Below are 24100 nucleotides of genomic sequence, written 5' to 3'. Positions count from 1 at the left end.
GCGTTGCCTCGCATTCACCGCGCCGACATGAAATCGAACAGCTTCGCGACGTCGGTCGTCAGCACGCTACCCGCCTTCACGCCGACCCACAGCGTGCGCGTCGCCCACGCGTCGTCGAGTTTCACGACACCGAGCCGCGCCGCACGCTCGCCGGTCACCGCATCGCGCGGCAGCACGCCGACGCCGAGCCCCGCCTCGATCATCCGGCTCACGCCATCGAAATTCGATACCTGGATTCGCAGCTTCAGCGAGCGCTCGGCCGCGAACGCGGCGTCGGTCATCCGCGCGAGCAGCGAGCTGCCGTCGCTCAAGCCCACGTAGTCCTCGTCGAGCGTATCCGCGAAGCGGATGCGCTCGCGCGCGGCGAACCGGTGCGTGCGCGGCACGAGCAGCACGAGCTCGTCGCGCCGGTACAGCCGTCGTTCGATGCCGGGCGCCGGCACGTTGTCGGCGAATACGCCGAGATCGGCCTTGCCCGACGCGAGCGCGTCGACGATCTCGTGACTCAGCCGCTCCTCGAGGCTGACCTTGATGCCGGGGTTGTCGGTGAGGAACGCGGCGAGATCGGCGGGCAGGAACTGGACGATCGCGGACGTGTTGGTCCAGACGTGGATATGGCCGCGCACGCCGGCGACGTAGTCGCTCATCTCGTGCGCCATCCGGTTGACCTGCTCGATCACCTTCGCCGCATGATCGAGCAGTGCGCGGCCCGCGGGCGTCAGCTCGACGCCGCGCGCATGCCGGACGAACAGTGCGCTGCCGGTCACGCTTTCGAGTTCGGCGATGCGTTTGCTGACTGCGGACAGCGTGAGCTGGCCGTGTTCGGCCGCCTTCGTCAGGCTGCCGTGCTCGGCGACGAGCGCGAACACGCGCAGCGACTGCAGATCGAAATGAAGCGGGTTCACCATGTCGGGGGTCCTGGAGGGCCGTGTGAGCGTACGTCGTCATCGTGCCGGTCTGACGCCGATCATACGCCCGGCCGTGCGTGTGCGATATGGGATGGCTAGCGCGGCGCGATCGCATGCAATGCGGCGAGCATCGCGCCGTCGGGCGTCGCGAGATCGTCGAGCACCGCGAAGTGCTGCATGCCGGGCAGCCACGTGCGGGCGATTCGCTCGCCGGCGGCTTCGCACGCGGTTGCGTATTCGTCTGCCTGCCGGATGAGTTCGGGCAGTTCCGCATCGCCGACCGCCACGACGGTCGGGGCGCCGGGCTCGATGTGATGCAGCGGACTGTATGCGTCGACCTCGTGTGCGGTGAGCTGCAGTTTGTCGTTCAGGCAGCACAGCGCGATCGGTTCGAGATCGACGAGCGGGCTGATCGCAAGCGCCGATGCGACGGCCGGATGCGCGCGATGCAGCGCCGTCAGGTGGCCGCCCGCCGAATGGCCGCTCAGGTGAATCGGCCGCCCCGCGATACCAAGGCCGTCGCGGTCGGCCGCGAGATGGTCGAGCAGCGCGCCGATCTCGCCGACGATATCGGTCATCGTCGCAACCGGCGCGAGCGTGTATTCGGCGAGCACGACGTCGTAGCCGCGCGCGAGCGGCCCGCTCGCCGCATACGCGAAATCCTCTTTCGTGCAGTGCTGCCAGTAGCCGCCGTGGATGAACACGAACAGCGGCGCGTCGGGCTGCCCGCACGGCAGCCAGTCGAAGCGCTGCGCGGGTTGCGCGCCGTAGCGCAGGTCGCGGCGGCCGGGCGTCGCGGCATACAGCGCTGCGCTGCGCGCCTGGCATGACGCGAGCAACGCGGGGAAATCGGGAACAGCCTTCGTGTTCAGGTACGCGGCGTCGAGCGCCGCGCGGTCCATGCCGCGATAGAGGATCGTCATTGGGGAATCGCCCGGATCGGGTTGCGGATGCGCGCGGCAGGTTGGCGCCGTGCGCGCGACGAAGGCGGCGGCCGGGCCGACGCCGTTGCGCCATTATCCGCGGCGCGGCCGCGCACGGCTATCCGGAATCGGCGGGCGCGGCGCGTGCCTGTCCGCTTTCGGCGAAGGACTGTGGCGCCGGGCGCGCAGCGTGCGGGTGCTCGTGCAGGCGGCCGCACCCGGCACGTCAGATCAGCTCGGAGATTTCGATCAGGTTCAGGTCGGGATCGCGCACGTAGACCGAACGAATCTTCTGTGTCGCGCCCGTGCGTTCGACGGGCCCTTCCACGATCGGCCAGTCGACGCGCCGCAGGTGCGCGATCACGTCGTCGAGCGGAACCGACGCGATGAAGCACAGGTCGAGCGCGCCCGGTACCGGCACATGCGCTTTCGGCTCGAATTCCGCGCCGCGCACGTGGAGGTTGATCTTCTGGTTCCCGAAACGGAACGCGAGCCGGCCCGCGCCGAAGGTTTCGAGTTGCATCTGCAGCACCTCGGTGTAGAAATGCTTCGTCCGTTCCGGATCGACGCAGGTCAGCACGAGATGATCGAGATGGTCGATCAGCGTCATGGAATTCCCTCCTGTTCCTGTTGGGGTTCACGATTCACGAGAAAGCGCGTTGCGCGGGCATGTCGCCGGCGTCGGCGCGCGGCGGCGGATGAAGGTCGGAGCGGCGCCCGGCCTTCAGGATCTGGCTCGGCACGTCGTGCCCGATCAGCGCAGGCAGCCGCGCCGACGCGGCGAGCACGGCCGCAAGATCGATGCCCGTATCGTAGCCGTCGAGCTCGAGCATGTGCACCAGTTCCTCGGTGCACGCGTTGCCGGTCGCGCCCGGCGCGTACGGGCAGCCGCCGAGCCCGCCGAGCGACGCGTCGAAGCGGTCGATGCCGGCGTCGAGCGCCGCGAGCGTGTTCGCGAGCGCCATCCCGCGCGTGTTGTGGAAGTGCAGCGTGAGCTGCAGCGCGCCGAAGCGCTCGCGAGCGCGGCGCGACAGATCGCGCACCTGCGACGGAAACGCCATGCCGGTCGTGTCGCACAGCGTGAAGCCGTGCACGCCGAGATCCGCGAAGCGCTGCATCCACGCGAGCACCGTTTCTGCCGACACGTCGCCTTCCATCGGGCAGCCCATCGCGGTCGACAGCGACACGTTGATCGCGACACCCGTGCCGCGCACCGTGTCGATCACGTCGCGCAACTGCGCGAACGACTGCTCGCGCGTCATCTGCAGGTTCGCGCGGTTGTGGCTCTCGCTCATCGACATCACGAGGTTCACCTCGTCGACGCCGCACGACAGCGCGCGCTCGGCGCCGCGCACGTTCGGCACGAGCACCGTATAGACGACGCCCGGCGCGCGCACGATGCCGTGCATCACGGCTTCCGCGTCGCGCAGCGCGGGAATCGCCTTCGGCGACGTGAACGACGTGACCTCGATCTTCGCGTAGCCGCAGGCGCTCAGCGCGTCGACGAGCGCGATCTTGTCGTCGGTGTCGACGAACGCGGCCTCGTTCTGGAAACCGTCGCGGGTCGCGACTTCGTGGATATGGAGTCGTTGCGGATGCCGGTTCATGGGTTCGTCCCGATGGTTGTGTCAGATCACGCCGCGCGTGCGCCAGTCGTCGCGCGTCGCCGCATCGATGCCGAGCGATTCGAGGACCGCATCGGTATCGGCGCCGAGCGCGGGCGCCGGTCGCTCGATGCGCCCGGGCGTCGCGTCGAGTTTCGGCACGATGCCCGGCACCAGCACGGGCGTGCCGTCGGGCAGCGCGGCGTCGACGATCATGTCGCGCGCACGGTAGTGCGGATCGGCCGCGATGTCGGCCACGTCGTAGATGCGTCCGGACGGAATGCGCGCGTCGTTCAGCGCGGCGAGTACGTCGTCGAGGTCGTGGCGGGCGCTCCACTCGCCGATCGCCACATCGATGCGCGCGACCTGCGCGACGCGCCCGTCGTTGTGGGCGAGCGCCGGATCGTTGCCCAGATCGGGGCGGCCGATCAGTTCCATCAGGCGCCGGAAGATGCTGTCGCCGTTGCCGGCGATCAGCGCGTACCGGCCGTCGCGGCAACGGTACGCGTTGGTCGGCGCGATGCCCGGCAGGCTGCTGCCGGCCGGCTCGCGTATCGCACCGAACGCCGCATATTCGGGCAGCAGGCTTTCCATCATGTTGAACACCGATTCGTACAGCGCGACGTCGACGACCTGCCCCTTGCCGCCCTGCTGTTCGCGATGCCGCAACGCCAGCAGCACGCCGATCACGCCATGCAGCGCCGACAGCGAATCGCCGAGCGAGATGCCGACGCGCACCGGCGTGCGGCCCGGCTCGCCGGTCAGGTGGCGCAGGCCGCCCATCGCTTCGGCGATCACGCCGAAGCCGGGCCGGTCGCGATACGGGCCCGTTTGCCCGAAGCCCGACACGCGCAGCATCACGAGCCCCGGATTGATCGCGGACAGTGCGTCCCAGCCGAGCCCCCAGCCTTCGAGCGTGCCGGGTCGGAAGTTTTCGATCAGCACGTCGGTGTCGGCGACGAGGCGGCGTACGACGTCCTGCCCTTCGGGCGTGCGCAGGTCGAGCGTGAGCGAGGTCTTGTTGCGCGACTGCGCGGCCCACCAGACCGACGTGCCGTCGTGCAGCAGCCGCCATTTGCGCAGCGGATCGCCGACGCCCGGCGGCTCGACCTTGATGACGTCCGCGCCGAATTCGGCGAGCATCCGGCCCGCGAACGGCCCGGCGATCAGTTGGCCAAGCTCCAGCACGCGGATGCCGTCCAGGGGGCGTGTCATGACTGTCTCCGATGAAAGCGTGTTGTCGATGACGGCGATCATGACGGCGTTCGCGCCCGGCGAAAATCGATCGATGGTCAACCCGCCTTTCCGAAACGGAAAGGCGGCCGTCGATGCGAGCCTGGCGTCGGTCACGTAGCGAGCCTCTGCCTTTCCTTGCGGGAAAGCCCGCTCGCGCAACGATCAAACGATGGCGCACGCGCCGCCGGCAGAATCGAAGCCGTTCCGCGCCACCGGGCGCCTGCCAGCGAGACCCGCCATGTTTTCCGTTTCCGCTCCCGCGAAGATCGTGTTCCTCGACCGCGCGACGCTGTCGCCGCAGACCGGGCTGAAGCCGTTTCCGTTCCCGCACGTAGTGCAGACATTCGACCGAACCGCCGCACACGAGGTCGCGGCGCGCATCCGCGACGCGGACATCGTCGTGACCAACAAGGTGCGGCTCGACGCGGCGGCCCTCGCCGCCGCGCGGCCGTTGCGGATGATCGCGATCGCCGCGACCGGCACGGACATCGTCGATCTCGATACCTGTGCGGCACGCGGGATCGTCGTGAGCAATATTCGCGGCTATGCGGTGCGTACGGTGCCCGAGCACACGTTCGCGCTGATCTTCGCGCTGCGGCGCAGCCTCGTCGCTTATCGCGACGCGGTGCGCGCGGGGCGCTGGCTCGACAGCGGACAGTTCTGCTTCTTCGACCACCCGATTCGCGACCTGGCCGGTTCGACGCTCGGGATCGTCGGCGACGGCGTGCTCGGGCGCGCGGTGGCCGCCATCGCGCGTGCGCTCGACATGCGGGTGCTGTTCGCGGCGCACGGCGACACATCGGGCGACGGTCATGCGCCGCTCGACACGCTGCTGCGCGACAGCGACGTGATCACGCTGCACTGCCCGCTCACGCCGGCCACGCGGCACCTGATCGACGCACACGCGTTTGCGCGGATGGCGCGCCGGCCGCTGCTGATCAATACCGCGCGCGGCGGGCTCGTGGACGAAAGCGCGCTCGTCGATGCGTTGCAGTCGGGGCGAATCTCCGGCGCGGGGTTCGACGTGGTCACGCAGGAGCCGCTGCCGGCCGCGCATCCGTTTCACGCGATCCTGTCGCATCCGGCGTTCATCCTGACGCCGCACGTCGCGTGGGCGAGCGACGAGGCGATGCAGGCGCTGGCCGATCAGCTCGTGGACAACATCGCCGCGTTCGCCGGTGGTGAACCGCGGCACGTCGTGTGACACGCACCAACAGAACGGCCCCGCTCGATTGCTCGAAGCGGGGCCGGCTGAATGCGGGGCTGCTTACGCCAGCGACTCGGCACGTAACGGGTTCGTGCATCCGCCCTATCTTGCGGCCGGTTTCTGAATACCTGGTGGACGCGACTTTAAGGCATTCAGGCCGGCAGTGATGTAGGGCAAGTCCGAAAGGCGGAAAAGCCGCTCAGTCAAGCCGCTCAGTATGCGGACATCTCGACGCAAGGGTCGACCTTGGACGGCGAGCAGATGACCGAGTACTTGGCGCTCTCGCGCATCAGCGCTTCGCCTTCGTGCAGCGCGATCTTAATCTCGGGATGACGCTCGTACGCGAGGAAGGCCGAGCACACGACGGCGGACATCACGACGAGGGAAAACACAAATTTTTCAAGGGTTTGGAAACGTTCAGGCATGGTATGACCTTTCTCTCATGGCCGGAATTATACCTTGAGATAAGGGTTTTCCCTATAGCCCTGCCCGCATACCGAGGATGGGGTCAAACGAGATAAGACAAGTGCTTGCGCCCTTTTATCGAAAAAGCGGGCGGCGTGGCCCGTACGAATGGGGCCGCCTGCACGAGGAACGGAACGAGGGCTTGCCGGTGGCCGGCGCGTCACTGGCCCACTGCGTCACTCCGGCGCCGACGCGCCGCTCGCCGCATTGCCCGGCCAGGCCTTGCCGATATGGTCGATCAGCGACTTCGCGGTGCCCGTCACGAGCGCCGCGTCGACGCCCGACGTCTGCCACGCGCCGTCGGCCGCCTTCACGAAGGTCAGGTTCGCGCGCGACGGCGAGTAATCGGCATTGCGCCACGTGACCACGACGTCGCACGAATACGTGCGATCGCCGAGCTTCTTGCAGTCGCCGTCGGGTTTCGCCGACACGACGTCCGCCGACACGGGCAACGGCTGGCCGAACAGCGCGTTCAGCCCGCCGTGGTTTTCCGCTTCGAGCGCGCGGCGCACGGCGGCGTCGACGTCGCTCGATCCGGGACCGTCGTGAAGCAGATTGCAGGCGGCCAGCAGCGTCGAAGCCCCGGCGAGTATCAGCAACGTGTGAAACTTCATGGATATCTGTCGATCGGGTGAACGCCGCGTAGTCTGCAACGTCCGCGCGTCGTGCGCGGTATCCATTTGTAACCAATTGCACGGCGGCCTGGCGCGTCCGTTGCCGCCCTCGCCTACTGCCGTTCCTGCTTCACGCGGCTCACGAGCTGCGTCGGACTGACGAACTGCAGCGCGATCACGACCCACACGAGCGTGATGGCCATGTAGATCATCGCCATCGCGTCGATCGACTGCGGCGCGCGCACGCCGGTCGAGAACACCGCGTAATACAGCGCGACGACGAGCGTCTGCGTGCTCGGGCCCGCGGTGAAGAACGTCAGCTCGAACATCCCGATCGTGCGCACCAGCACGAGCAGCCCGGCCGCGAGCATGCCGGGCACCAGCAGCGGCAGCAGCACGTAGCGGAAATAGCGCCACGTGTTCGCGCCGAAGATGCGCGCGGCCGCTTCGAGGTTCGGATCGATCTGTTCGATGAACGGCGTCATCACGAGGATCACGAACGGCAGCGCCGGCACCAGGTTCGCGAGGATCACGCCCGGCAGCGTGCCCGCGAGCCCGATCTTGTACATCACCGTCGCCATCGGAATCCCGTACGTGACGGGCGGCACCATCAGCGGCAGCAGGAACACCAGCAGCGCGAAGCGCTTGCCGCGGAACTGCACGCGCGCGAGCGCATACGCGGCCGGCACGCCGAGCGCGATCGACAGCAGCACGACCGCGCCGACCACTTCGACGGTCACCCACAGCACGCTCGCGAGCTGGAAGTCGTCCCACGCCTTCGCATACCAGTGCAGCGTGAAGCCCTGCGGCAGCGGCGTGCCGAACCAGCGCGTCGCGACCGAGTTCACCGCGACGGTCGCGATCAGCAGCATCACGTTCAGCAGGAAGAACGCCATCAGCCCCCAGACGAGCGCCTTCCATGCGCGGCCAGCGAGATTGCTTTTCATCCGGTGCGGTTTCCTTGCATCGACGGGCCGCGCATCGGGTGCGTCGTGCTTCGGCGGCCACGTGCGGGCGGCATGATCGTCGGTCGCCATCAGCCCTTGCCTCCCGTCACCGCGCCGGTATAGAAGAAGCGGCGCGCGCCGAGCATCGACGCGACCACCAGCAACTGCACGAAGCCCATCACGATCGCGATCGCCGACGCGAGCGAATAGTCGTAGCTTTCGAACGCGGCTTCGGCCGCCGCGATCGAGATCACGCGGGTCGGGCCGGCCGGCGCGCCGAGCAGCACGGCCGACGGAAACACCGAGAACGCCTGCACGAACGACAGGCATGCGGCCATCGTGAGCCCCGGCACGAGCAGCGGCAGGTAGATCTGGCGAAACTGCTGCCACGGGTTCGCGCCGAGGGTGGCTGCCGCGCGCGCGAGGGTCGGGTCGATGCCGCTGATGTACGACAGCATCAACAGGAACGCGAACGGAAAACCCGACACGATCAGCGACAGCAGTACGCCCCAGTAGTTGTGCGTGAGGCGCACTTCGTCGGTGTACAGATGCAGCCCCTGCAGCGCCTGCGGAAACCAGCCGTTCGGCCCGAAATACGTGAGCATCCCGTCGGCGACGAGCACCGTGCCGAGCGTGACCGGAATCACGAGCAGCGTCGTGACGAACTTCTGGTACGGCGAATTGCGGCGCAGCGCGAACGCGACGGGCACCGCGATGCCGACGTTGAGCAGCGTCGCCGGCACCGCGAGCTTCAGCGTGACGAGCACGGTCGGCCACATCGCGGTGTCGGTGAAGAACTGCACGTAGTTCGCGAGCGCGCCGCCGCCGTTCGTCGCGTTCGTCGGCTGGAACGACAGCACGAGGCCGTACGCGAACGGATAGATGAACAGCGCGGCGATGAACGCGAGTGCCGGCGTGACGAGCCAGGCTTTCGCGTCGCGCGGCGCGCCGCCGGTCGCGAGCGTGCTCATGCGGCCTCCGGGCGGGATGCCGCCGCGCGTGGCGGGTTGCGCGGGCGGTTCATTGCGCGTCTCCCGCATAGACGAGCGTGCGCGTGGGCGCCACGCGCAGCCGCAAGCGCTCGCCTTGCGTGAACTCGCCGGCCACGCGGGCCCAGATCGAACCGAACGGCGTGATCGCGCGAATCAGCGAGTCGCGGCCGCCGTACTCGACCGTCTCGACGGTCGCGTCGAACGCATTGTCGGCGCCTTCTTCCGCGCGCTCGATGTCGTCCGGACGCAGCGCGACCACGACGTCCTTCGCGTCGAAGCCGGCCATCGGTACGCCGGTGAGGCGCACGCCGCCCGATGTGACGTTCACGTAATCGCCGGCCATCCCTTCGAGCGTAAACGGCAGCACGTTGCGATAGCCCATGAAGCGCGCGACATGCAGGTTGTGCGGGCGCGTATAGACGTCCTTCGGCGACGCGACCTGCTGCACGACGCCCTCCTTCATCACGACGATGCGGTCGGCCATCGACAGCGCCTCGTCCTGGTCGTGCGTCACGTAGATCGTCGCGCGTTCGAGCTGCGTGTGGATGCGGCGGATTTCCGCGCGCATCTCGATGCGCAGTTTGGTGTCGAGGTTCGACAGCGGTTCGTCCATCAGCACGAGCGGCGGCTCGATCACGATCGCGCGCGCGATCGCGACGCGCTGCTGCTGTCCGCCCGACAGTTGCCCGGGCAGCTTGCCTTCATGACCGACGAGCTGCACGAGTTCGAGCGCCTGCTGCGCGCGCCGCCGCGTTTCCTGCTTCGCCACGCCGCGCATCTTGAGGCCGAAGCCGACGTTGTCGAGCACCGACATGTGCGGAAACAGCGCGTAGTTCTGGAACACCATCCCGAAGCCACGACGCTCGGGCGGCAGCACGTCGATGCGCGTGTCGTCGAGCCAGATGCCGCCGCGCGTGAGCGGCTGCAACCCCGCGATGCAATTCAGTGCCGTCGATTTGCCGCAGCCCGACGGGCCGAGCAGCGCGATGAATTCGCCGCGCCGGATCTCGAGGTCGAGCCCGTTCAGCGCGGCGACCTGCGCGCCTTGCGCATTGGTGAAACTGCGGCACACGCCGTCGAGCCGCAACCGTTCGAAACTGTGCTTCATTCCACGAACTCCGTCGACGCGGGCGCCGCGACGCCCGCCGGTTCAGGCGTCACTTCGATTTCTGCGAACCAATCTCGCGATCCCATTTCTGGAATGCGGCGACCATCGCCTGCGCGTTGAGCGGCTGCACGTGTGGGCGATCGGCGAGCAGCTTTGCGTATTCGGGCCGGCCGAATTTCCTGATCACTTCCTGGCTGTGCGCGGGCGCCATCTCGAGCGTCACGCCCTTCACCGCCGGGCCCGGGTAGAAGTAGCCGTCGTCGTAGGTCATCGCCTGCTGCGCCGGTTCGAGCAGGAAGTTCATCAGCTTGAACAGCACGTCGAGCTTTTCCTTCGGCACGCCCTTCGGGATCACCATGTAGTGCGCGTCGTTGACCCACGTCATGTTGTCGAACGCCTGGATCTTGAACTCGGCCGGCACGATGCCGAGCGCGCGCGGGTTCAGGTCCCAGCCGGTGACGGTCACGGTCATGTCGCGCGTGCCTTCGCCGAGCTCCTTCATCACCGCCGACGTGCCGCCCGGGTAGTACGGCACGCATTCGTTCAACTGTTTCAGGAACGCCCAGGTCTTGTCCCAGCCGTTGATCGGGTCCTGCGGATTCTTGTCGCCGAGCACGTACGGCAGCCCCATCAGGAACGTGCGGCCGGGGCCCGAGTTCGCGGGGCGCGCATAGATCAGCTTGTTCGGGTGCGCCTTGCACCACGCGAGCAACTGGTCGGGCGTCTTCGGCGGGTCGCTGACCTTCGCCGGGTTGTATTCGAGCAGCGGGCCGGCCGGCATGTAGGTCACTTCGAGGCCGAAGCCCTGCGCGAGATCCTGCATCTTGCGCGGGCCCGGCGCGTACTTGTCGAGCACGCCGGGGAGCGCGGCCGCGTTGTCGGGTAGCAGCTTCTGCCACAGGTTCTGCTCGATGCCGGCGGCCAGCGCGTCGGTGCCGGTCAGCACGAGGTCGATGTCGGAGCGCCCCGCCGCCTGCATCGCCTTGATCTTGCCCGGCAACTGCGGCGCGGGTGCGTTCGTGAACGTGACGTTCGCGACGAGACCCGGGTTCTTCTCCTTGAACGCCTCGATGGCCTTCTGCGTGAGCTGCAGGTTGCCGGCGACGTCGACGATGTTCAGCGATACGGGGGCTGCCACGGCCGCGGCGGCCGACAGCGTGAAGCCCAGTGCGAGTGCGATCCGGCGGACGCGGCGAGCGATCGGGGTGGTGTTCATGTCTCCTCACTTCGGTCGGTGGATGGGACCTTTCTTGTCAGGAAATCATGACGGCGTTATACGATGTCGGTCAACAAAAAACCACCAGATTCGGGGCGGGACTTTCCCTGACAAAAAGCTTCCGTTTGTCGAGGAAATGCGCGGTGGTCGAGGCTGGCGGTGGGAGTAGAGTCGATTGATGCAGGGTGTTAAGACGTCGTATCTCGTGCGAGACGAAACGCACCGGGCCGTTTGCGGTCCGTCGGCCGCCGGAAACACGTTGCCCGCCGTGTCTTGCGGCACCGTGAGCGGCGCCGAACACGGCGATCGTGCCGAATCGCCGCCGGCCGGCCGACCCCTGCATCGATTCCCCGGATCGGCTACAGTGGGCGCTTTCGGCGCGCTCCGCCCTGCCGCCGCGCCGCGAACCGTGCGCGAGCGCGGCGGCCCGGCGGAGCGCGGATCATTCACTTCGACGAGCGAACCTTCATGCCCGATCTGTCTGCCTTCCCGATCACGCAAAAATGGCCGGCCCAGCACCCCGACCGTCTCCAGCTCTACTCGCTGCCGACGCCGAACGGCGTCAAGGTGTCGATCATGCTCGAGGAAACCGGCCTGCCGTACGAGCCGCACCTCGTGCGCTTCGACACGAACGACCAGTTTTCGCCCGAATTCCTGTCGCTGAACCCGAACAACAAGATCCCCGCGATCATCGATCCGAATGGTCCCGACGGGCAGCCGCTGCCGCTGTTCGAATCGGGCGCGATCCTGATCTATCTCGCGGACAAGACGGGCCAGCTGATCCCGAAGGATCTCGCGGGCCGCTACGAGACGATCCAGTGGGTGATGTTCCAGATGGGCGGCATCGGGCCGATGTTCGGCCAGCTCGGCTTCTTCCACAAGTTCGCCGGCCGCGATTATGAGGACAAGCGTCCGCGCGACCGTTATGTCGACGAGTCGAAGCGCCTGCTCGGCGTGCTCGACGCGCATCTCGCGAATCGCCAGTGGGTGATGGGCGATACCTATACGATCGCCGATATTGCGATCTTCCCGTGGGTGCGTAACCTGGTTGGCTTCTATGAGGCGGGTGATCTGGTCGGGTTCAGCGAATTCCGGAACGTCAAGCGGGTGCTCGACGCGTTTGTTGCGCGGCCAGCTGTTGCGCGGGGGCTCAATATTCCGGCGCGGGGCTGAGTGACCGGGCGGCAGCGGGCATGCCGTCCGCGGCCCGCGCCACGCTCGAGTCAGGCCCACCGCAATGCGCGGTGGGCATTTTTTTTGCTCATCATGAATTTTCGGGGAACGCTGGGAACACTGTCGGTGTTTGGCCAAAAGCGGCCATCGAGTGGGTTAGACAGTTTCTAGAGATCGGAGCCTCATAGCGGTGCCGGGATGGTCTCTCGTACTCCAACTCCATCATGGCTCGGAAGAAACATTATTGATGCAGTGAATTGCCTGTTGAGGACATGTCAACTGGAAACCGTGACGTGTGCAAGTCGAGTATAATTCACCGAACCAATCTATCCGACGAGCGTCATTTTCGATTGGACGCCATTGAAAACAGGGCGATGAGCAGTCGACGGTGGCTTGAGGGCGATTTCGACAATAACGGGGATCGTGGATACTATGCTTTTAGCTTTTCGGGCCTCTTCGGCCTTTGCGTTCATCCTTGCCGTCATTTGGGTAATTTTCCGACCCGGCTTCGACTCGGCCGTCGCCGCTTTAGGTGCGCTCGCAGTCCTCATATCAGCATTTCTAGTCACAAAAATGCGTGCTGGCCGGCGCCCGCAATCGCAAGACGTTTCGGGCGGCTCGATAGGAATTCAAGCTGGCCGGGACGCGAACGTAAATAAAATCAATCGGTGAGAAACACGATGATCGGGGACAAACAAGACCAAACCGCCGCGACCGGGGCGGTCGCGATCCAAGCTGGCCGAGACGTTAACTACCACGGTCTTTCTGTCGCCGAAGTTCGCGAGTTGTGCGCACTGTTCTTGCGGAGCAACTTTCCCGAGCTTCGTGAGGAGGCTAAGCGGACAGCTGAACAACACGTTCGTGATTTTGCGTCCACGCTTGAGCAGAAACTCATTCACGAAGCTGCTTCTATCGTTCTCGACAAGTTTCGAGAGCCCGATGTACAGGCGGCAGTCAACGACGCAGTTCAAGCTAGCGCCCGTAAAGGGACCGCCGCGAACCCGCAAGTCTTGTCCTCGTTGATTGCTGAACGTGTTTCTACACAATCAACGGACTATAAAGACACGGTGCTGTCTGAGGCAGTGACTGTTGTCCCAAAGCTAACCGCTCCGCAAATTGCTCTAATTTCATTCTATCATTTCGTCACATCGGTGACTGTCAACGGCCTTCCATCGGCCGCCGGATTGGAGGCGTTTGCGCGCCCTATAGTCAATTCGACAAAGACAGGATTTGATCTCTCGATATCGCAGAAGCAACATATTCAATATGCTGGAGCCTGCTCAATAAACGCGGTGGTCAGTGGCGACATTTATGAGGCCGTGCGCGCCAACACTTACGCCTACTTTGGGTATGAAAACGTAGCTTCTTTCAAAGAGGGCTTGTCAAAACTGGCACCGTCGTATCTCTTGTTGTTGGATCAATTTACAAAAGAAAATCTGTTCACTATTAACCTCACCAGTGTCGGACAAGCTATCGCAATAGCAAACCTTTCCGCAATTCTTGGTAAGCTAGATTATTCGATTTGGCTGAAGTAACGCGGAGTATCCTCTGCAGCGCGACGCCGAACGAGTGACCGCTTTAGGTAACCTCGAAGGTCAGGTCTGGGTCGGCAAGCGACGTCCACGAAAAATTCACGAAGAACTTTTTTGCCTGCCGCGTACGTTTCCATCACGCATTCTTCAACGCGGCGTCCCTGCCTCCCCTTCTGGCGTCGCACGTTCCAGCCCCGCCAGCAACTTCCCCAGCAGTTCCGACAACTGCGCCTGTTCCGCATCCGACAACGCAGCCAGCACCGCACGCTGATTGTCGATATGCGCAACAACCGCCTCATCGATCAGCGCCCGCCCGGCGTCGGTCAGCGCCACGAGCGTGCCGCGCCCGTCCGCCGGATTCGGCCGACGCTCGACCCACCCCGCCTTCTGCAACCGGTCGATGCGTGCGGTCATCCCGCCCGACGACATCATCAGCGCGTCGTACAGCGCGGTCGGCGTCAGCGCGTATGGCGCACCGCTGCGCCGCAGCGTCGCGAGCACGTCGAATTCGCCCGGCTGCATGCCGTAGCGCGCGAACAGCGGATTGAGACGGTCGCGCGCGATCACGAGCGCGGCTTCCTGCAACCGCCCCATCACGACCATCGACGTTGCGTCGAGATCCGGACGCTCGGCGCGCCATTGCGCGAGCGCATGCTCGGCTCGATCCATTAACCCTCCTCGGCCTACCAGTTATCTTGACGTCGAGACAAATCAACATTTATCTTGATGTCGAGATACTTTACCTGAAAAACGCGCGGCGCCTCGCTGGCAGCCGCGCACCGATATCGAGGGCCATGCAATGAATCGCTTCACTTCCCCCGGATGGCGGCTCGCCGCGATCGTGCTCGTCGGGCTGAACCTGCGGCCGGCGCTCGCCGCGGTCGGGCCGCTGCTCGACATGATCCAGCGCGCGACGGGGATCGGCGACGGCACCGCCAGCCTGCTGACGACGATCCCGATCCTGCTGATGGGGCTCGGCGCGTTAAGCGCGCGGCGCCTGCAGCGCATCACCGGGATCGCGGGCGGCGTGTGGCTCGGCGTCGCGCTGATCGGGCTGGCCTGCGCATCGCGCGTCGGTGCGCAGCACGCATGGGTGCTGCTCGCGAGCGCGTGTTGCGCGGGTGTCGGGATCGCGATGGTCCAGGCGCTGTTGCCCGGCTTCGTGAAGGCGCATTTTGCGACGCGCGTCGGCGGCGCGATGGGCGTCTATTCGACGTCGATCATGGGTGGCGCGGTGCTCGCGAGCGTCGTCGCGCCATTCGCTGCGGCGCGCTGGGGCTGGCTCGCCGCGCTCGCCGGCTGGGCGCTGCCGGCGGCGCTCGCCGCATTGGCGTGGCCGCTGGCGAGCCGTGGCGGCGACGCGCTGGCCGGCGGGCCGGTATCCGGATCGGGCGCGCGGCCGTCGCGTTCGCCGCGCGCCTGGCGACTCGCGCTGTTCTTCGGCATCGCGACCGGCGCCTACACGCTCGTGCTCGCATGGCTGCCGCCGTACTACATGCGGCTCGGCTGGTCGCCGACCGCGGCGGGCAGCCTGCTCGGTGGCGTGACGCTCGCGGAAGTCGTCGCGGGGCTGACGATCTCCGCGACGATCGATCGCCTCCCCGATCGCCGGCCCGCGCTGCATGCGGCGATCGCGTCGCTATGCGTAGGGTTGCTGGTGATGCTGGCCGCACCCGACGCGCTCGCGCTGCCGGCCGCGCTGCTGCTCGGCGCGGGAATCGGCGCGCTGTTTCCGCTGTCGCTGATCGTTACGGTCGACCATGCGGCGACGCCGGCTGATGCCGCGTCGCTGACGGGGTTCGTGCAGGGTGTCGGCTATTTGATCGCCGGCTTGTTTCCGTTCGCGGCCGGCATCGTGCGCCAGCATCTCGCGGACCTGACGCCAGCATGGATCGCGATGGCGTGCCTGTGTGTCGTGCTGTTCGTGCTCGCGTCCGGGTTTGCGCCAAAACTGGTGCGGCACGTCGCGCGGGTTTGAGCGACGCCGCGGGCCAGCGGCGCGGGCGCTTGCTTGCCCGGTGTCGTCCCGGGCATGCTCGCACCAGCAATATCCTCGCGGCCCGTCCAGATACCCGGCGCCACGGCGCTGGCGCGTTCAGCCCGCGCTCGCGTACAGCGTCGAATCCGCGAACCCTTCGGCGTCGAGCACGCGCCCGATCAGGATCAGCGCGGTGCGCTCGATCTGCGTGCCCTGGACCTTGCCGACGATGTCGGCCAGCGTGCCCGTCACGCGTTCCTCGTCGGGCCAGCTTGCGCGATAGATCACCGCCACCGGGCAAGCGGCGCCGTAATGCGGCAGCACTTCGTCGACGATACGCGCGAGATGGCGCACACCGAGATGGATCGCGAGCGTCGCGCGATGTGCGGCGAGCGCGCCGAGCGCTTCGCCTTCCGGCATCGTCGTCTTGCCCGCGAAACGCGTGAGGATCACCGTCTGCGCGACGCCCGGCAGCGTCAGCTCGACGCCGAGCGTCGCCGCGCATGCGGCCGTGGCCGTCACGCCCGGCACGATTTCGTACGGAATCCCGAGCGCTTTCAGGCGGCGGATCTGCTCGCCGATCGCGCCGTACAGTGACGGGTCGCCCGAATGCACGCGCGCGACGTCCTGACCTTTCGCGTGTGCGGCCGCGAGCAACGCGACGATCGCGTCGAGGTCGAGTTCGGCCGTGTTCACGACCTGCTCCGCGCGATGACCGTCGAGCACGGCGGCTGGCACGAGCGAGCCCGCATACAGGATCACCGGGCAGGTGCGCACGAGGCGCTGGCCCTTCACCGTGATCAGCTCCGGGTCGCCGGGGCCCGCGCCGATGAAATACACCGTCATCGAAATTTCTCCGTCAATTCGTTGGGTGGCCGCTGCGTCGCGTCAGGCGCGCGCGGCCGGATCGAGTGCGTCGATGAGTGCCGTGACCGAGTCGAACGCGCGGTCGGCATCGGGCAGCGGCGGCCGGCGCAGCATCACGACCGGCAGCCTGCGTTCGCGCGCGACGTCGAGCTTGGCCTCGGTGGCCGCGCCGCCGCTGTTCTTGCTGACGACGACGTCGATGCCCGCCAGCGCGAACAGCGCGCGCTCGCCGTCGAGCGTGAACGGCCCGCGGGCGGCGACGACTTGCGCACGAGCGTTGCCGGGATGCGCATCGAGGCAGCGCACGAGCCAGAACTGGTGTGGCGGAATCGCATCGAGATGCGCGAGCGGTTCGCGGCCGAGCGTGAACAGCGGGCGCCTGAACGGCGCGAGCGCGGCCTCGATACCGGCCCAGTCGTCGACCATGCGCCAGTCGTCGCCCGGTTGAGGCGTCCACGGTGCGCGACGCAGCGCCCATAAAGGCACGCCCGTGTCGCGCGTCGCCGCCGCGGCGTTCGCGCTGATTCGCGCGGCATACGGATGGGTTGCGTCGATCACGAGGCCGATACCCGCGTCGCGCAGATACGCGGTCAGCCCGGCTGCGCCGCCGAAACCGCCGACGCGCACGTCGCAGCGCAGATCGTCGGGCGTCTTGCCGAGTCCGGCGAGGCTGTAGACATGATGCGGGCCGAGCGCGCGCGCGATCTTCAGCGCATCGCCGGTGCCGCCGAGCAGCAGGATGCGCGGGCTCATCGCGCCACCCCGACGAAGCGGCCCTGCCGGTCGATCGCGAACATCTCGACCGTGACCGACGGCGGCACGATGTTGCGTGCCACCCGCAGCGCATGCGCGCAGACGAGGTCACCAAGCGGCACGCCGTCTGCCTGCGCCAGTTTCAACGCTTCCTGGCTGGTGTTCGCCGCGCGCATCGCGGCCTGCAGCGCCTCGTTCGCGCCGGCTTCGGCCGCCCACTGCGCGAGCAGCGGCAGGTCGATGCTCGAATGGCGGCTGTGCAGGTCGAGATGGCCGGCCGCGAGCTTGCTCAACTTGCCGAAGCCGCCGCACATCGACAGGCGCGCGACCGGCGCGCGCCGCAGGTGCTTGAGCACCGCGCCCGCGAAATCGCCCATCTCGATCAGCGCCATGTCGGGCAACTGGTAGTGCGCGCGCATCGCGTCCTCGCTGGCGTTGCCCGTGCAGGCGGCGATATGCGCGATGCCGTTCGCCCGTGCGACGTCGATGCCCTGATGAATCGACGCGATATAGGCCGAACACGAGAACGGCCGCACGATGCCGGTCGTGCCGAGGATCGACAGCCCGCCGACGATGCCCAGGCGCGGGTTCATCGTCTTCAGCGCAAGCGCCTCGCCGCCTTCGACGCCGATCGTCACGTCGAAGCCGCCCGCGTAGCCGTGTTCAGCGGCGAGCGCTTCGAGGTGGGTAGTCATCATCTGGCGCGGCACCGGATTGATCGCCGGTTCGCCGACCGGCAACGTCAGCCCCGCGCGCGTGACCGTGCCGACGCCCGGCCCGGCATGAAAGCGCACGCCGGGCGCCGCCGCGAGCGCGACGCGTGCGAAGATCAGCGCGCCATGCGTGACGTCCGGATCGTCGCCGGCATCCTTGATCGTGCCGGCTTCGGCGCCGTCGGCCGTCGCGCGGCAGAACTCGAGCCGCATCATCACGCGCTGCCCCTTCGGCAGCACGATCTCGACCGCGTCGTCCGCCTGACCCGCGAGCAGCAGCCGCGCGGCCGCAAGCGAAGTCGCGGTCGCGCAGCTGCCTGTCGTGTAGCCGAAGCGCAGCGGCGCGGGTTGTTCGGGGGTTTCGTCGCGCATCACGCGTCCGTTGCGTTCGACGGATTCGACGAGCCGGCCGTGTCGGTCGCGTCTGCCGTGTCGGACTTGCGCACGTCGTACAGCGTGACCGGCAACGGCTGCCGCCACGTGTCGAAGCGGCCGAGCGGTTCGGCATGCGCGAACGACACGCGCGTGAGCGTGCCGCCATGCGCGTCGCGCCACGCGGCGAGCGCCATCTCGCCCTGCAGCGTGACCGCGTTGGCGACCAGCCGGCCGCCGGGTTTCAACGACGCCCAGCACGCGTCGAGCACGCCGGGCGCCGTCGCGCCGCCGCCGATGAAGATCGCGTCAGGCGCGGCGAGCCCCGCGAGCGCATCGGGCGCACGGCCCGCGACGAGTTGCAGGCCCGGCACACCGAGCGTATCGCGGTTGTGTTCGATGAAGCGTTGCCGCTCCGCATGCGCTTCGATCGCGATCGCCTGGCAGGATGGATGCGCGCGCATCCATTCGATGCCGATCGAGCCGCTGCCGGCGCCGACGTCCCACAGCAGTTCGCCTGGCGCGGGCGCGAGACGCCCGAGCGTCATCGCACGCAGGTCGCGCTTGGTGAGCTGGCCGTCGTGGCGGTACGCATCGTCGGGCAGGCCGGGCGTGAGCGCGCGGCGCGGCGCGTCGGGGCCCGCCCGGCAATCGAGCGCGACGAGGTTGAGCGCGGCGGTTTCGTCGACGTGCCAGTCTTGCGCGAGGCCATCGATCCGTCGCTCGAGCGGGCCGCCGAGGTGTTCGAACACGCTGACGCGCGTCGGCCCGAAGCCGCGGGCGGCGAGTTCGGCCGCGACCGCGGCCGGCGTGCGGCCGTTGGCGCTCAGCACGAACAGGCGCCGGCCCGGCAGCAGATGGCGGGCCAGCGTCGCGAGCGGACGCCCGACGAGCGAGACCGCGCCGACGTCCTGCAGCGCCCAGCCGAGACGCGCCGCGGCGAGCGACAGCGACGACGGCGCGGGCAGCACGCGCCATTCGTCGGGAGAAAGCTGGCGGGCGAGCGTCGCGCCGACGCCGAACAGCATCGGGTCGCCGCTCGCGAGCACGCACACGGGCGCGCCGCGGCGGGCGAGCAGCCCCGACAGGTCGAACGGCGACGGCCATGCTTCGCGCGTCGCCCGCAACCGCGCGGGCAGCATGTCGAGATGCCGTGTCGCGCCGACCACGTGCGTCGCGTCGAGCAGCGCGCGCCGCGCGTGGCGTCCGAGCCCCGCGTAACCGTCGTCGCCGATGCCCACTACCGTCAGCCACGCCGTCATGCACCCTTCCCCATCGTTCGATTCCATCGTGTCGCCGCGCGGCCGTGAAAGCGCCGGTGCAGCCGTCCGCATTGCGAAAAACGGCATGGTACCGTGTTCCACCCGGCGTTTCATCTGCCGGCCCGCCCGCGCCCGATCGTTGTCCGACCGTTGCCCGTTTCACCCGCCGCGAACGGCCGACCGCTCGCGAATCGCGGCCGAAATCGGGTATCCTACGGCCGTTCGTTCGCCGGTGCCCTTCGGGGCCGAAGAGGGAACACAGGGCGCCCCGCGCGCCGCTGTGGCTGCCCCCGCAACTGTAGACAGCGAGCCGAGCTCCCCCTCATGCCACTGGTTTCACCGGGAAGGCCGGGAGCCGGCGCCGACCTGTCAGCCAGGAGACCTGCCGGCCAGAAAGTGCGTGCGTGCCAGTCGGCGTCGGGCGGGGTGTACCGATGCGTTGGCCGCGGCGCCACACACTGTCCCGGTATCCCGTTGAATTCCGCCCCCGCTTCGATTCCTGCGTCGCCCGTCGTACGCCCGTCGGCCTGCCCGGGGCTCGTGCGCGTGGTCGCGGCCGCCGACGGGGGGCTGTGCCGGATCAAGCTGCCGGGCGGCCGGCTCGATGCACATCAGGCACGCGCGATCGCCGCCGCCGCGCGCCTGTACGGGTCCGGCGCGATCGATGCGACCAATCGCGCGAATCTGCAGTTGCGCGGCATTCGCGACGGCGCGGCCGATGCGCTCGCGCACGCGTTGCTCGACGCGGGGCTCGGCCCGCGCACAAGCGCCGGCAACGTCACCGACGATACGGCCGCGCTCGCGACAAGCGACGACGTCCGCAACGTGCTGCTGAGCCCGCTTGCCGGGCACGACCCCGCCGCGCTCGTCGATAGCCACGCGCTCGCCGCGCCGCTGCTCGACATGCTGGCGAGCGAGCCGCGCCGCGGTGAACTGTCGCCGAAATTCTCGATCCAGCTCGACGGCGGCGAAGCGGTCGTGGCGCTCGATCATCCGCACGACATCTGGCTGGCCGCATGGCGCCGCGCCGACGGCGCGGTACGTCTCGCGGCGGGGCTGGCCGGCTGTCCGCCGGTTGCGTGCGGCGACCGGCCCGCTGCGGTCGACGTGTCGCCGGAACAGGGCGCCGCACTGGTGCGCGCGCTGTTGCTCGCGTTCCTCGATCTCGCGCCGGCCGACGTCACGCGGATGCGCGCGTTGCTGGCGACGTGCGACGAACGCACGCTGCTCGCGCGCGCCGCGCACTACCTGCCCTTCCCGCTCGCGGCCGATCCGGCGCTTGCCGACTGGCGGCGCACGCGTACCGCTCCCGCGTTGCGTTTCAGCGCGGCTCCGTCGCGCGACGCGGCGCGCTGCAGCGTCGGCGCGCAATTCGCGCTCGGGCGGCTCGACGCGGCGCAACTGGAGCGGCTTGCCGCGCTGGCCGAGGCCGACGGCGACGGCACGCTGTCGATGACGCCGTGGCAAGGCGTGTTCATGCACGGCGTGCCGAACGAACGCACGGCGGCGATGCGCGCAGCACTCGCGTCGCTCGGCCTCGTGTGCGCGGCGTCCGACCCGCTCGCGACACTCGTCGCCTGCACCGGCAGCGCCGGCTGCGCGAAAGCGCGCGCCGATACGAAACACGATGCGCTCGCGCTCGCCGCGCGCGTCGGCCATCCGCTCGACGTGCACCTGACCGGTTGCGAGCGCCACTGCGCGCTGCCACATCCCGCCGCGCATACGCTCGTCGCGGTGGCGCCCGCGCACTACGACCTTTACCGGCGCGACGCGGCCGCGGGCCTCGGCGCCCCGCTCGCGCGCCATCTGACGATTGACCAGGCCGCGGTCCGACTCATGGACGCGCGGCACAGCCAGGACACCACCGATGCTTGACTACATTCGCGACGGGCAGGAAATCTACCGCCAGTCGTTCGCGACGATCCGCGCCGAGGCCGACCTGTCGCAGGTTCCGCCCGATCTCGAGAAACTCGCGGTGCGCGTGATCCACGCGTGCGGGATGGTCGACGTCGTGTACGACCTGCGCTTCTCGGCCGGCGCCGGCACGGCCGGCCGCACGGCGCTCGCGGCCGGCGCGCCGATCCTGTGCGATGCGAGGATGGTCGCCGAAGGCATCACGCGTGCGCGGCTGCCGGCGGCCAACCGCGTGATCTGCACGCTCGGCGAGCCGGAGGTGCCCGACCTCGCGCGCGACCTCGGCAATACGCGTTCGGCCGCCGCGCTCGAACTGTGGCGCCCGCATCTCGCGGGCAGCGTCGTCGTGATCGGCAATGCGCCGACCGCGCTGTTCCACCTGCTCGACATGATCGACGCCGGCGCGCCGCGGCCCGCGCTGATCCTCGGTTTCCCGGTCGGCTTCATCGGCGCGGCCGAATCGAAGGCGATGCTCGACGCCGACAGCCGCGGCGTGCCGTACGTCGCGCTGCTCGGCCGGCGCGGCGGCAGTGCGATGGCCGCCGCCGCGGTCAATGCGCTTGCGACGGAGGTCGAATGACGACCGCACGCGGACGGCTGTTCGGGGTCGGCGTCGGCCCCGGCGATCCCGAGCTGATGACGATCAAGGCGCTGCGCGTGCTGCAGGCGGCGCCGGTGGTCGCGTATTTCGTCGCGAAGGGCAAGAAAGGCAACGCGTACGGCATCGTCGAAGCGCACCTGCTCGACGGGCAGACGCAACTGCCGCTGGTCTACCCGGTGACGACGGAGGCGCTGCCGCCGCCGCTCTGCTACGAGACGGTGATCGCCGATTTCTACGACACCGCGGCCGAGATCGTCGCGGCGCACCTCGATGCGGGCCGCGACGTCGCGGTGATCTGCGAAGGCGATCCGTTCTTCTACGGCTCGTACATGTACCTGCACGATCGCCTCGCGCCGCGTTACGACACCGAGGTGATCCCGGGCGTATGCGCGATGCTCGGCGGCACGGCCGTGCTCGGCCAGCCGCTCGTCTATCGCAACCAGAGCCTGTCGGTGCTGTCGGGCGTGCTGCCCGAGCATGAACTGCGCGAGCGGCTCGCGCGGGCCGACGCGGCCGTCGTGATGAAGCTCGGCCGCAATTTCGACAAGGTGCGGCGCGTACTCGACGAACTCGGGCTCGCGAAGCGCGCGCGGTACGTCGAGCGCGCGACGATGGCGAACCAGCGCATCGTTCCGCTCGACGAGGTCGATCCGATGGCGTCGCCGTATTTCTCGCTGCTCGTCGTGCCGGGGGGAAAATGGCAAGGATGACGACCCCGCCCGCGATCGTGATTCTCGGCGCGGGCGCGCTCGATACCGCGCGGCGCATCCAGGCGCGTTATCCGGGCGCCCGGGTGCACGGTCTCGTGTCCCGTGTCGACGCCGACGTGCCGTTCGACGAACTCGGCGCGCACCTGCGCGAACTCTATGCGCGCGGCCTGCCGATCGTCGCGCTGTGCGCGGCCGGCATCGTGATCCGCTGCCTCGCGCCCGCGCTCGCCGACAAGGGCGTCGAGCCGCCGGTGCTCGCGGTCGCGGAGGACGGCTCGGCCGTCGTGCCGCTGCTCGGCGGGCTGACCGGCGTCAACGTGATCGCGCGCGAAATCGCAGAATGCGTCGGCGTCGCGCCAGCGATCACGACGAGCGGCGAACTGCGCTTCGGCGCGTGCGTGCTCAATCCGCCGGAAGGCTATGCGCTCGCCGATCTCGCGCAGGGCAAGCGCTTCGTGTCCGACCTGCTCGCGGGCGCGTCGACGCGCGTCGACGGCGCGGCGCCGTGGCTCGACGACGTCGCGCTGCCCCGTGATGCCGCGGCTGCGCACGCGATTCGCGTGACGCCCGATGCGTGGCGCGGCGCGCGCGACGAGCTCGTGATTCATCCGCGCAGCGTGGTGGTCGGTGTTGCCGCGGATGCCGTGCATGCAGGCGAAGCGCTTGCCACGCGCATCGAAGCCATGCTCGACGCACAGGGCCTCGCACGGCTGGCGCTCGCGGCCATCGTCGCGCCGGCGTCGGCGATCGGCGAACCCGCATTGGAAGAAGCGGCGAGCACGCTCGACGTGCCGCTGCGTTTCGTCGATGGCGATCCCGACGCGCCTGCCGACGCCAGCACGCTGCTCGGCCGCGCATTGCGCGTCACCCACACGCTGCGTGAAGAATCTAACGGTCTCGCTTGCGCGGTCGCGTCGCAGCCGGTCGACCCCGCCACGCTCGGCCGCGCGCGCGGCCGCCTGACGGTGCTCGGTCTCGGCCCGGGCGGTGCCGCATGGCTCACGC

23 protein-coding genes, 1 pseudogene and 1 riboswitch are annotated in these 24100 nt (G+C 68.3%); of the genes and pseudogenes, 8 read left to right on the top strand and 16 right to left on the bottom strand.

The window, feature by feature from the left end; translation table 11 throughout:
- Nucleotides 1-14 precede the first annotated feature (14 nt).
- The 5 genes from JMF86_RS08260 to JMF86_RS08240 form a co-directional block, all read right to left on the bottom strand.
- Nucleotides 15-908, bottom strand: a complete 894-nt coding sequence (locus tag JMF86_RS08260; protein WP_201316940.1) for a LysR family transcriptional regulator — start codon at nucleotides 906-908, stop codon at nucleotides 15-17.
- 95 nt (nucleotides 909-1003) lie between these two features.
- Complete coding sequence (locus tag JMF86_RS08255) at nucleotides 1004-1831, bottom strand: alpha/beta hydrolase (protein ID WP_077180216.1); 828 nt, start codon at nucleotides 1829-1831, stop codon at nucleotides 1004-1006.
- Nucleotides 1832-2057: 226 nt separating this feature from the next.
- A complete protein-coding gene (locus tag JMF86_RS08250) occupies nucleotides 2058-2441 on the bottom strand; it encodes a VOC family protein (protein WP_023475950.1) in 384 nt (127 codons plus the stop codon).
- Between the two features lie 34 nt (nucleotides 2442-2475).
- A complete protein-coding gene (locus tag JMF86_RS08245; protein ID WP_077180214.1) occupies nucleotides 2476-3438 on the bottom strand; it encodes a hydroxymethylglutaryl-CoA lyase in 963 nt (320 codons plus the stop codon).
- A 21-nt stretch (nucleotides 3439-3459) separates the two neighbouring features.
- Entirely contained in the window at nucleotides 3460-4650 is a 1191-nt protein-coding gene (locus tag JMF86_RS08240) for a CaiB/BaiF CoA-transferase family protein (RefSeq protein ID WP_077180226.1), read from the bottom strand.
- A 259-nt stretch (nucleotides 4651-4909) separates the two neighbouring features.
- On the opposite strand from JMF86_RS08240, the gene JMF86_RS08235 reads away from it, so the two are divergent.
- Nucleotides 4910-5875, top strand: coding sequence for a D-2-hydroxyacid dehydrogenase (locus tag JMF86_RS08235; RefSeq protein WP_125380665.1), 966 nt, complete (start codon nucleotides 4910-4912; stop codon nucleotides 5873-5875).
- Between the two features lie 215 nt (nucleotides 5876-6090).
- Here JMF86_RS08235 and JMF86_RS08230 read toward each other — a convergent pair whose 3' ends face one another.
- From JMF86_RS08230 to JMF86_RS08205, 6 genes are all read right to left on the bottom strand, one after another.
- A complete protein-coding gene (locus tag JMF86_RS08230) occupies nucleotides 6091-6303 on the bottom strand; it encodes a hypothetical protein (protein WP_006497261.1) in 213 nt (70 codons plus the stop codon).
- Between the two features lie 216 nt (nucleotides 6304-6519).
- Nucleotides 6520-6957: a hypothetical protein gene (locus JMF86_RS08225; RefSeq protein WP_077180213.1), complete on the bottom strand. Its 438-nt coding sequence runs from the start codon at nucleotides 6955-6957 to the stop codon at nucleotides 6520-6522.
- Between the two features lie 113 nt (nucleotides 6958-7070).
- Nucleotides 7071-7994, bottom strand: a complete 924-nt coding sequence (locus tag JMF86_RS08220; protein ID WP_006476007.1) for an ABC transporter permease — start codon at nucleotides 7992-7994, stop codon at nucleotides 7071-7073.
- The gene (locus JMF86_RS08215) at nucleotides 7994-8875 is read right to left on the bottom strand and encodes an ABC transporter permease (RefSeq protein WP_006483578.1); all 882 of its coding nucleotides are present in this window, start codon (nucleotides 8873-8875) and stop codon (nucleotides 7994-7996) included. Before JMF86_RS08215 ends, JMF86_RS08220 begins: the two co-directional genes overlap by 1 nt.
- A gap of 49 nt (nucleotides 8876-8924) precedes the next feature.
- Nucleotides 8925-10004 (bottom strand): ABC transporter ATP-binding protein, encoded by a 1080-nt coding sequence (locus JMF86_RS08210; RefSeq protein WP_054927839.1) that lies wholly within the window; start codon nucleotides 10002-10004, stop codon nucleotides 8925-8927.
- A 49-nt stretch (nucleotides 10005-10053) separates the two neighbouring features.
- Entirely contained in the window at nucleotides 10054-11220 is a 1167-nt protein-coding gene (locus tag JMF86_RS08205; RefSeq protein ID WP_011545418.1) for an ABC transporter substrate-binding protein, read from the bottom strand.
- 468 nt (nucleotides 11221-11688) lie between these two features.
- Between JMF86_RS08205 and JMF86_RS08200 the strand changes: the two genes are divergently transcribed.
- Nucleotides 11689-12393, top strand: a complete 705-nt coding sequence (locus tag JMF86_RS08200) for a glutathione binding-like protein (RefSeq protein ID WP_054927838.1) — start codon at nucleotides 11689-11691, stop codon at nucleotides 12391-12393.
- A 680-nt stretch (nucleotides 12394-13073) separates the two neighbouring features.
- A complete protein-coding gene (locus JMF86_RS08195) occupies nucleotides 13074-13928 on the top strand; it encodes an LPO_1073/Vpar_1526 family protein (RefSeq protein ID WP_082409321.1) in 855 nt (284 codons plus the stop codon).
- A 144-nt stretch (nucleotides 13929-14072) separates the two neighbouring features.
- Here the strand turns inward: JMF86_RS08195 and JMF86_RS08190 are convergent, their stop codons facing one another.
- Nucleotides 14073-14594, bottom strand: a complete 522-nt coding sequence (locus JMF86_RS08190; protein WP_054927837.1) for a MarR family winged helix-turn-helix transcriptional regulator — start codon at nucleotides 14592-14594, stop codon at nucleotides 14073-14075.
- 130 nt (nucleotides 14595-14724) lie between these two features.
- Here JMF86_RS08190 and JMF86_RS08185 point away from each other — a divergent pair, with 130 nt between their 5' ends.
- Nucleotides 14725-15903, top strand: a complete 1179-nt coding sequence (locus tag JMF86_RS08185) for an MFS transporter (RefSeq protein ID WP_201316939.1) — start codon at nucleotides 14725-14727, stop codon at nucleotides 15901-15903.
- Nucleotides 15904-16020: 117 nt separating this feature from the next.
- Here the strand turns inward: JMF86_RS08185 and cobM are convergent, their stop codons facing one another.
- The 4 genes from cobM to cbiE are packed head-to-tail and all read right to left on the bottom strand — an operon-like array spanning nucleotide 16021 to nucleotide 19870.
- A complete protein-coding gene (gene cobM, locus JMF86_RS08180; RefSeq protein ID WP_077179531.1) occupies nucleotides 16021-16749 on the bottom strand; it encodes a precorrin-4 C(11)-methyltransferase in 729 nt (242 codons plus the stop codon).
- A 42-nt stretch (nucleotides 16750-16791) separates the two neighbouring features.
- Nucleotides 16792-17523 carry a cobalt-precorrin-6A reductase gene (locus tag JMF86_RS08175; RefSeq protein WP_027808539.1) on the bottom strand — a complete coding sequence of 244 codons (732 nt, stop codon included), beginning with the start codon at nucleotides 17521-17523 and terminating at the stop codon, nucleotides 16792-16794.
- The gene (locus JMF86_RS08170; RefSeq protein WP_201316938.1) at nucleotides 17520-18608 is read right to left on the bottom strand and encodes a cobalt-precorrin-5B (C(1))-methyltransferase; all 1089 of its coding nucleotides are present in this window, start codon (nucleotides 18606-18608) and stop codon (nucleotides 17520-17522) included. The genes JMF86_RS08175 and JMF86_RS08170 overlap by 4 nt, the downstream gene beginning before the upstream one ends.
- Nucleotides 18608-19870: a precorrin-6y C5,15-methyltransferase (decarboxylating) subunit CbiE gene (cbiE, locus tag JMF86_RS08165; protein ID WP_201316945.1), complete on the bottom strand. Its 1263-nt coding sequence runs from the start codon at nucleotides 19868-19870 to the stop codon at nucleotides 18608-18610. The genes JMF86_RS08170 and cbiE overlap by 1 nt, the downstream gene beginning before the upstream one ends.
- A gap of 213 nt (nucleotides 19871-20083) precedes the next feature.
- Nucleotides 20084-20275, top strand: a riboswitch (cobalamin riboswitch).
- Between the two features lie 69 nt (nucleotides 20276-20344).
- On the opposite strand from cbiE, the gene cobG reads away from it, so the two are divergent.
- The 4 genes and pseudogenes from cobG to JMF86_RS08145 all read left to right on the top strand — a co-directional run.
- Nucleotides 20345-21745: a precorrin-3B synthase gene (gene cobG, locus JMF86_RS08160; RefSeq protein WP_171984274.1), complete on the top strand. Its 1401-nt coding sequence runs from the start codon at nucleotides 20345-20347 to the stop codon at nucleotides 21743-21745.
- Nucleotides 21738-22364 carry a precorrin-8X methylmutase gene (locus JMF86_RS08155; RefSeq protein WP_011545408.1) on the top strand — a complete coding sequence of 209 codons (627 nt, stop codon included), beginning with the start codon at nucleotides 21738-21740 and terminating at the stop codon, nucleotides 22362-22364. The genes cobG and JMF86_RS08155 overlap by 8 nt, the downstream gene beginning before the upstream one ends.
- Nucleotides 22361-23095 carry a precorrin-2 C(20)-methyltransferase gene (locus JMF86_RS08150; RefSeq protein WP_201316937.1) on the top strand — a complete coding sequence of 245 codons (735 nt, stop codon included), beginning with the start codon at nucleotides 22361-22363 and terminating at the stop codon, nucleotides 23093-23095. Before JMF86_RS08155 ends, JMF86_RS08150 begins: the two co-directional genes overlap by 4 nt.
- Nucleotides 23092-24100, top strand: a pseudogene (locus tag JMF86_RS08145) (cobalt-precorrin 5A hydrolase); the annotation flags it as partial. The gene JMF86_RS08150 and the pseudogene JMF86_RS08145, both read left to right, overlap by 4 nt.

This window comes from Burkholderia sp. E168m15, from assembly GCF_016586105.1.
Lineage (GTDB): Bacteria > Pseudomonadota > Gammaproteobacteria > Burkholderiales > Burkholderiaceae > Burkholderia > Burkholderia orbicola.
The sequence above is the reverse complement of the archived record's forward strand: the minus strand, read 5'-3'. Positions and strand labels throughout refer to the sequence as shown.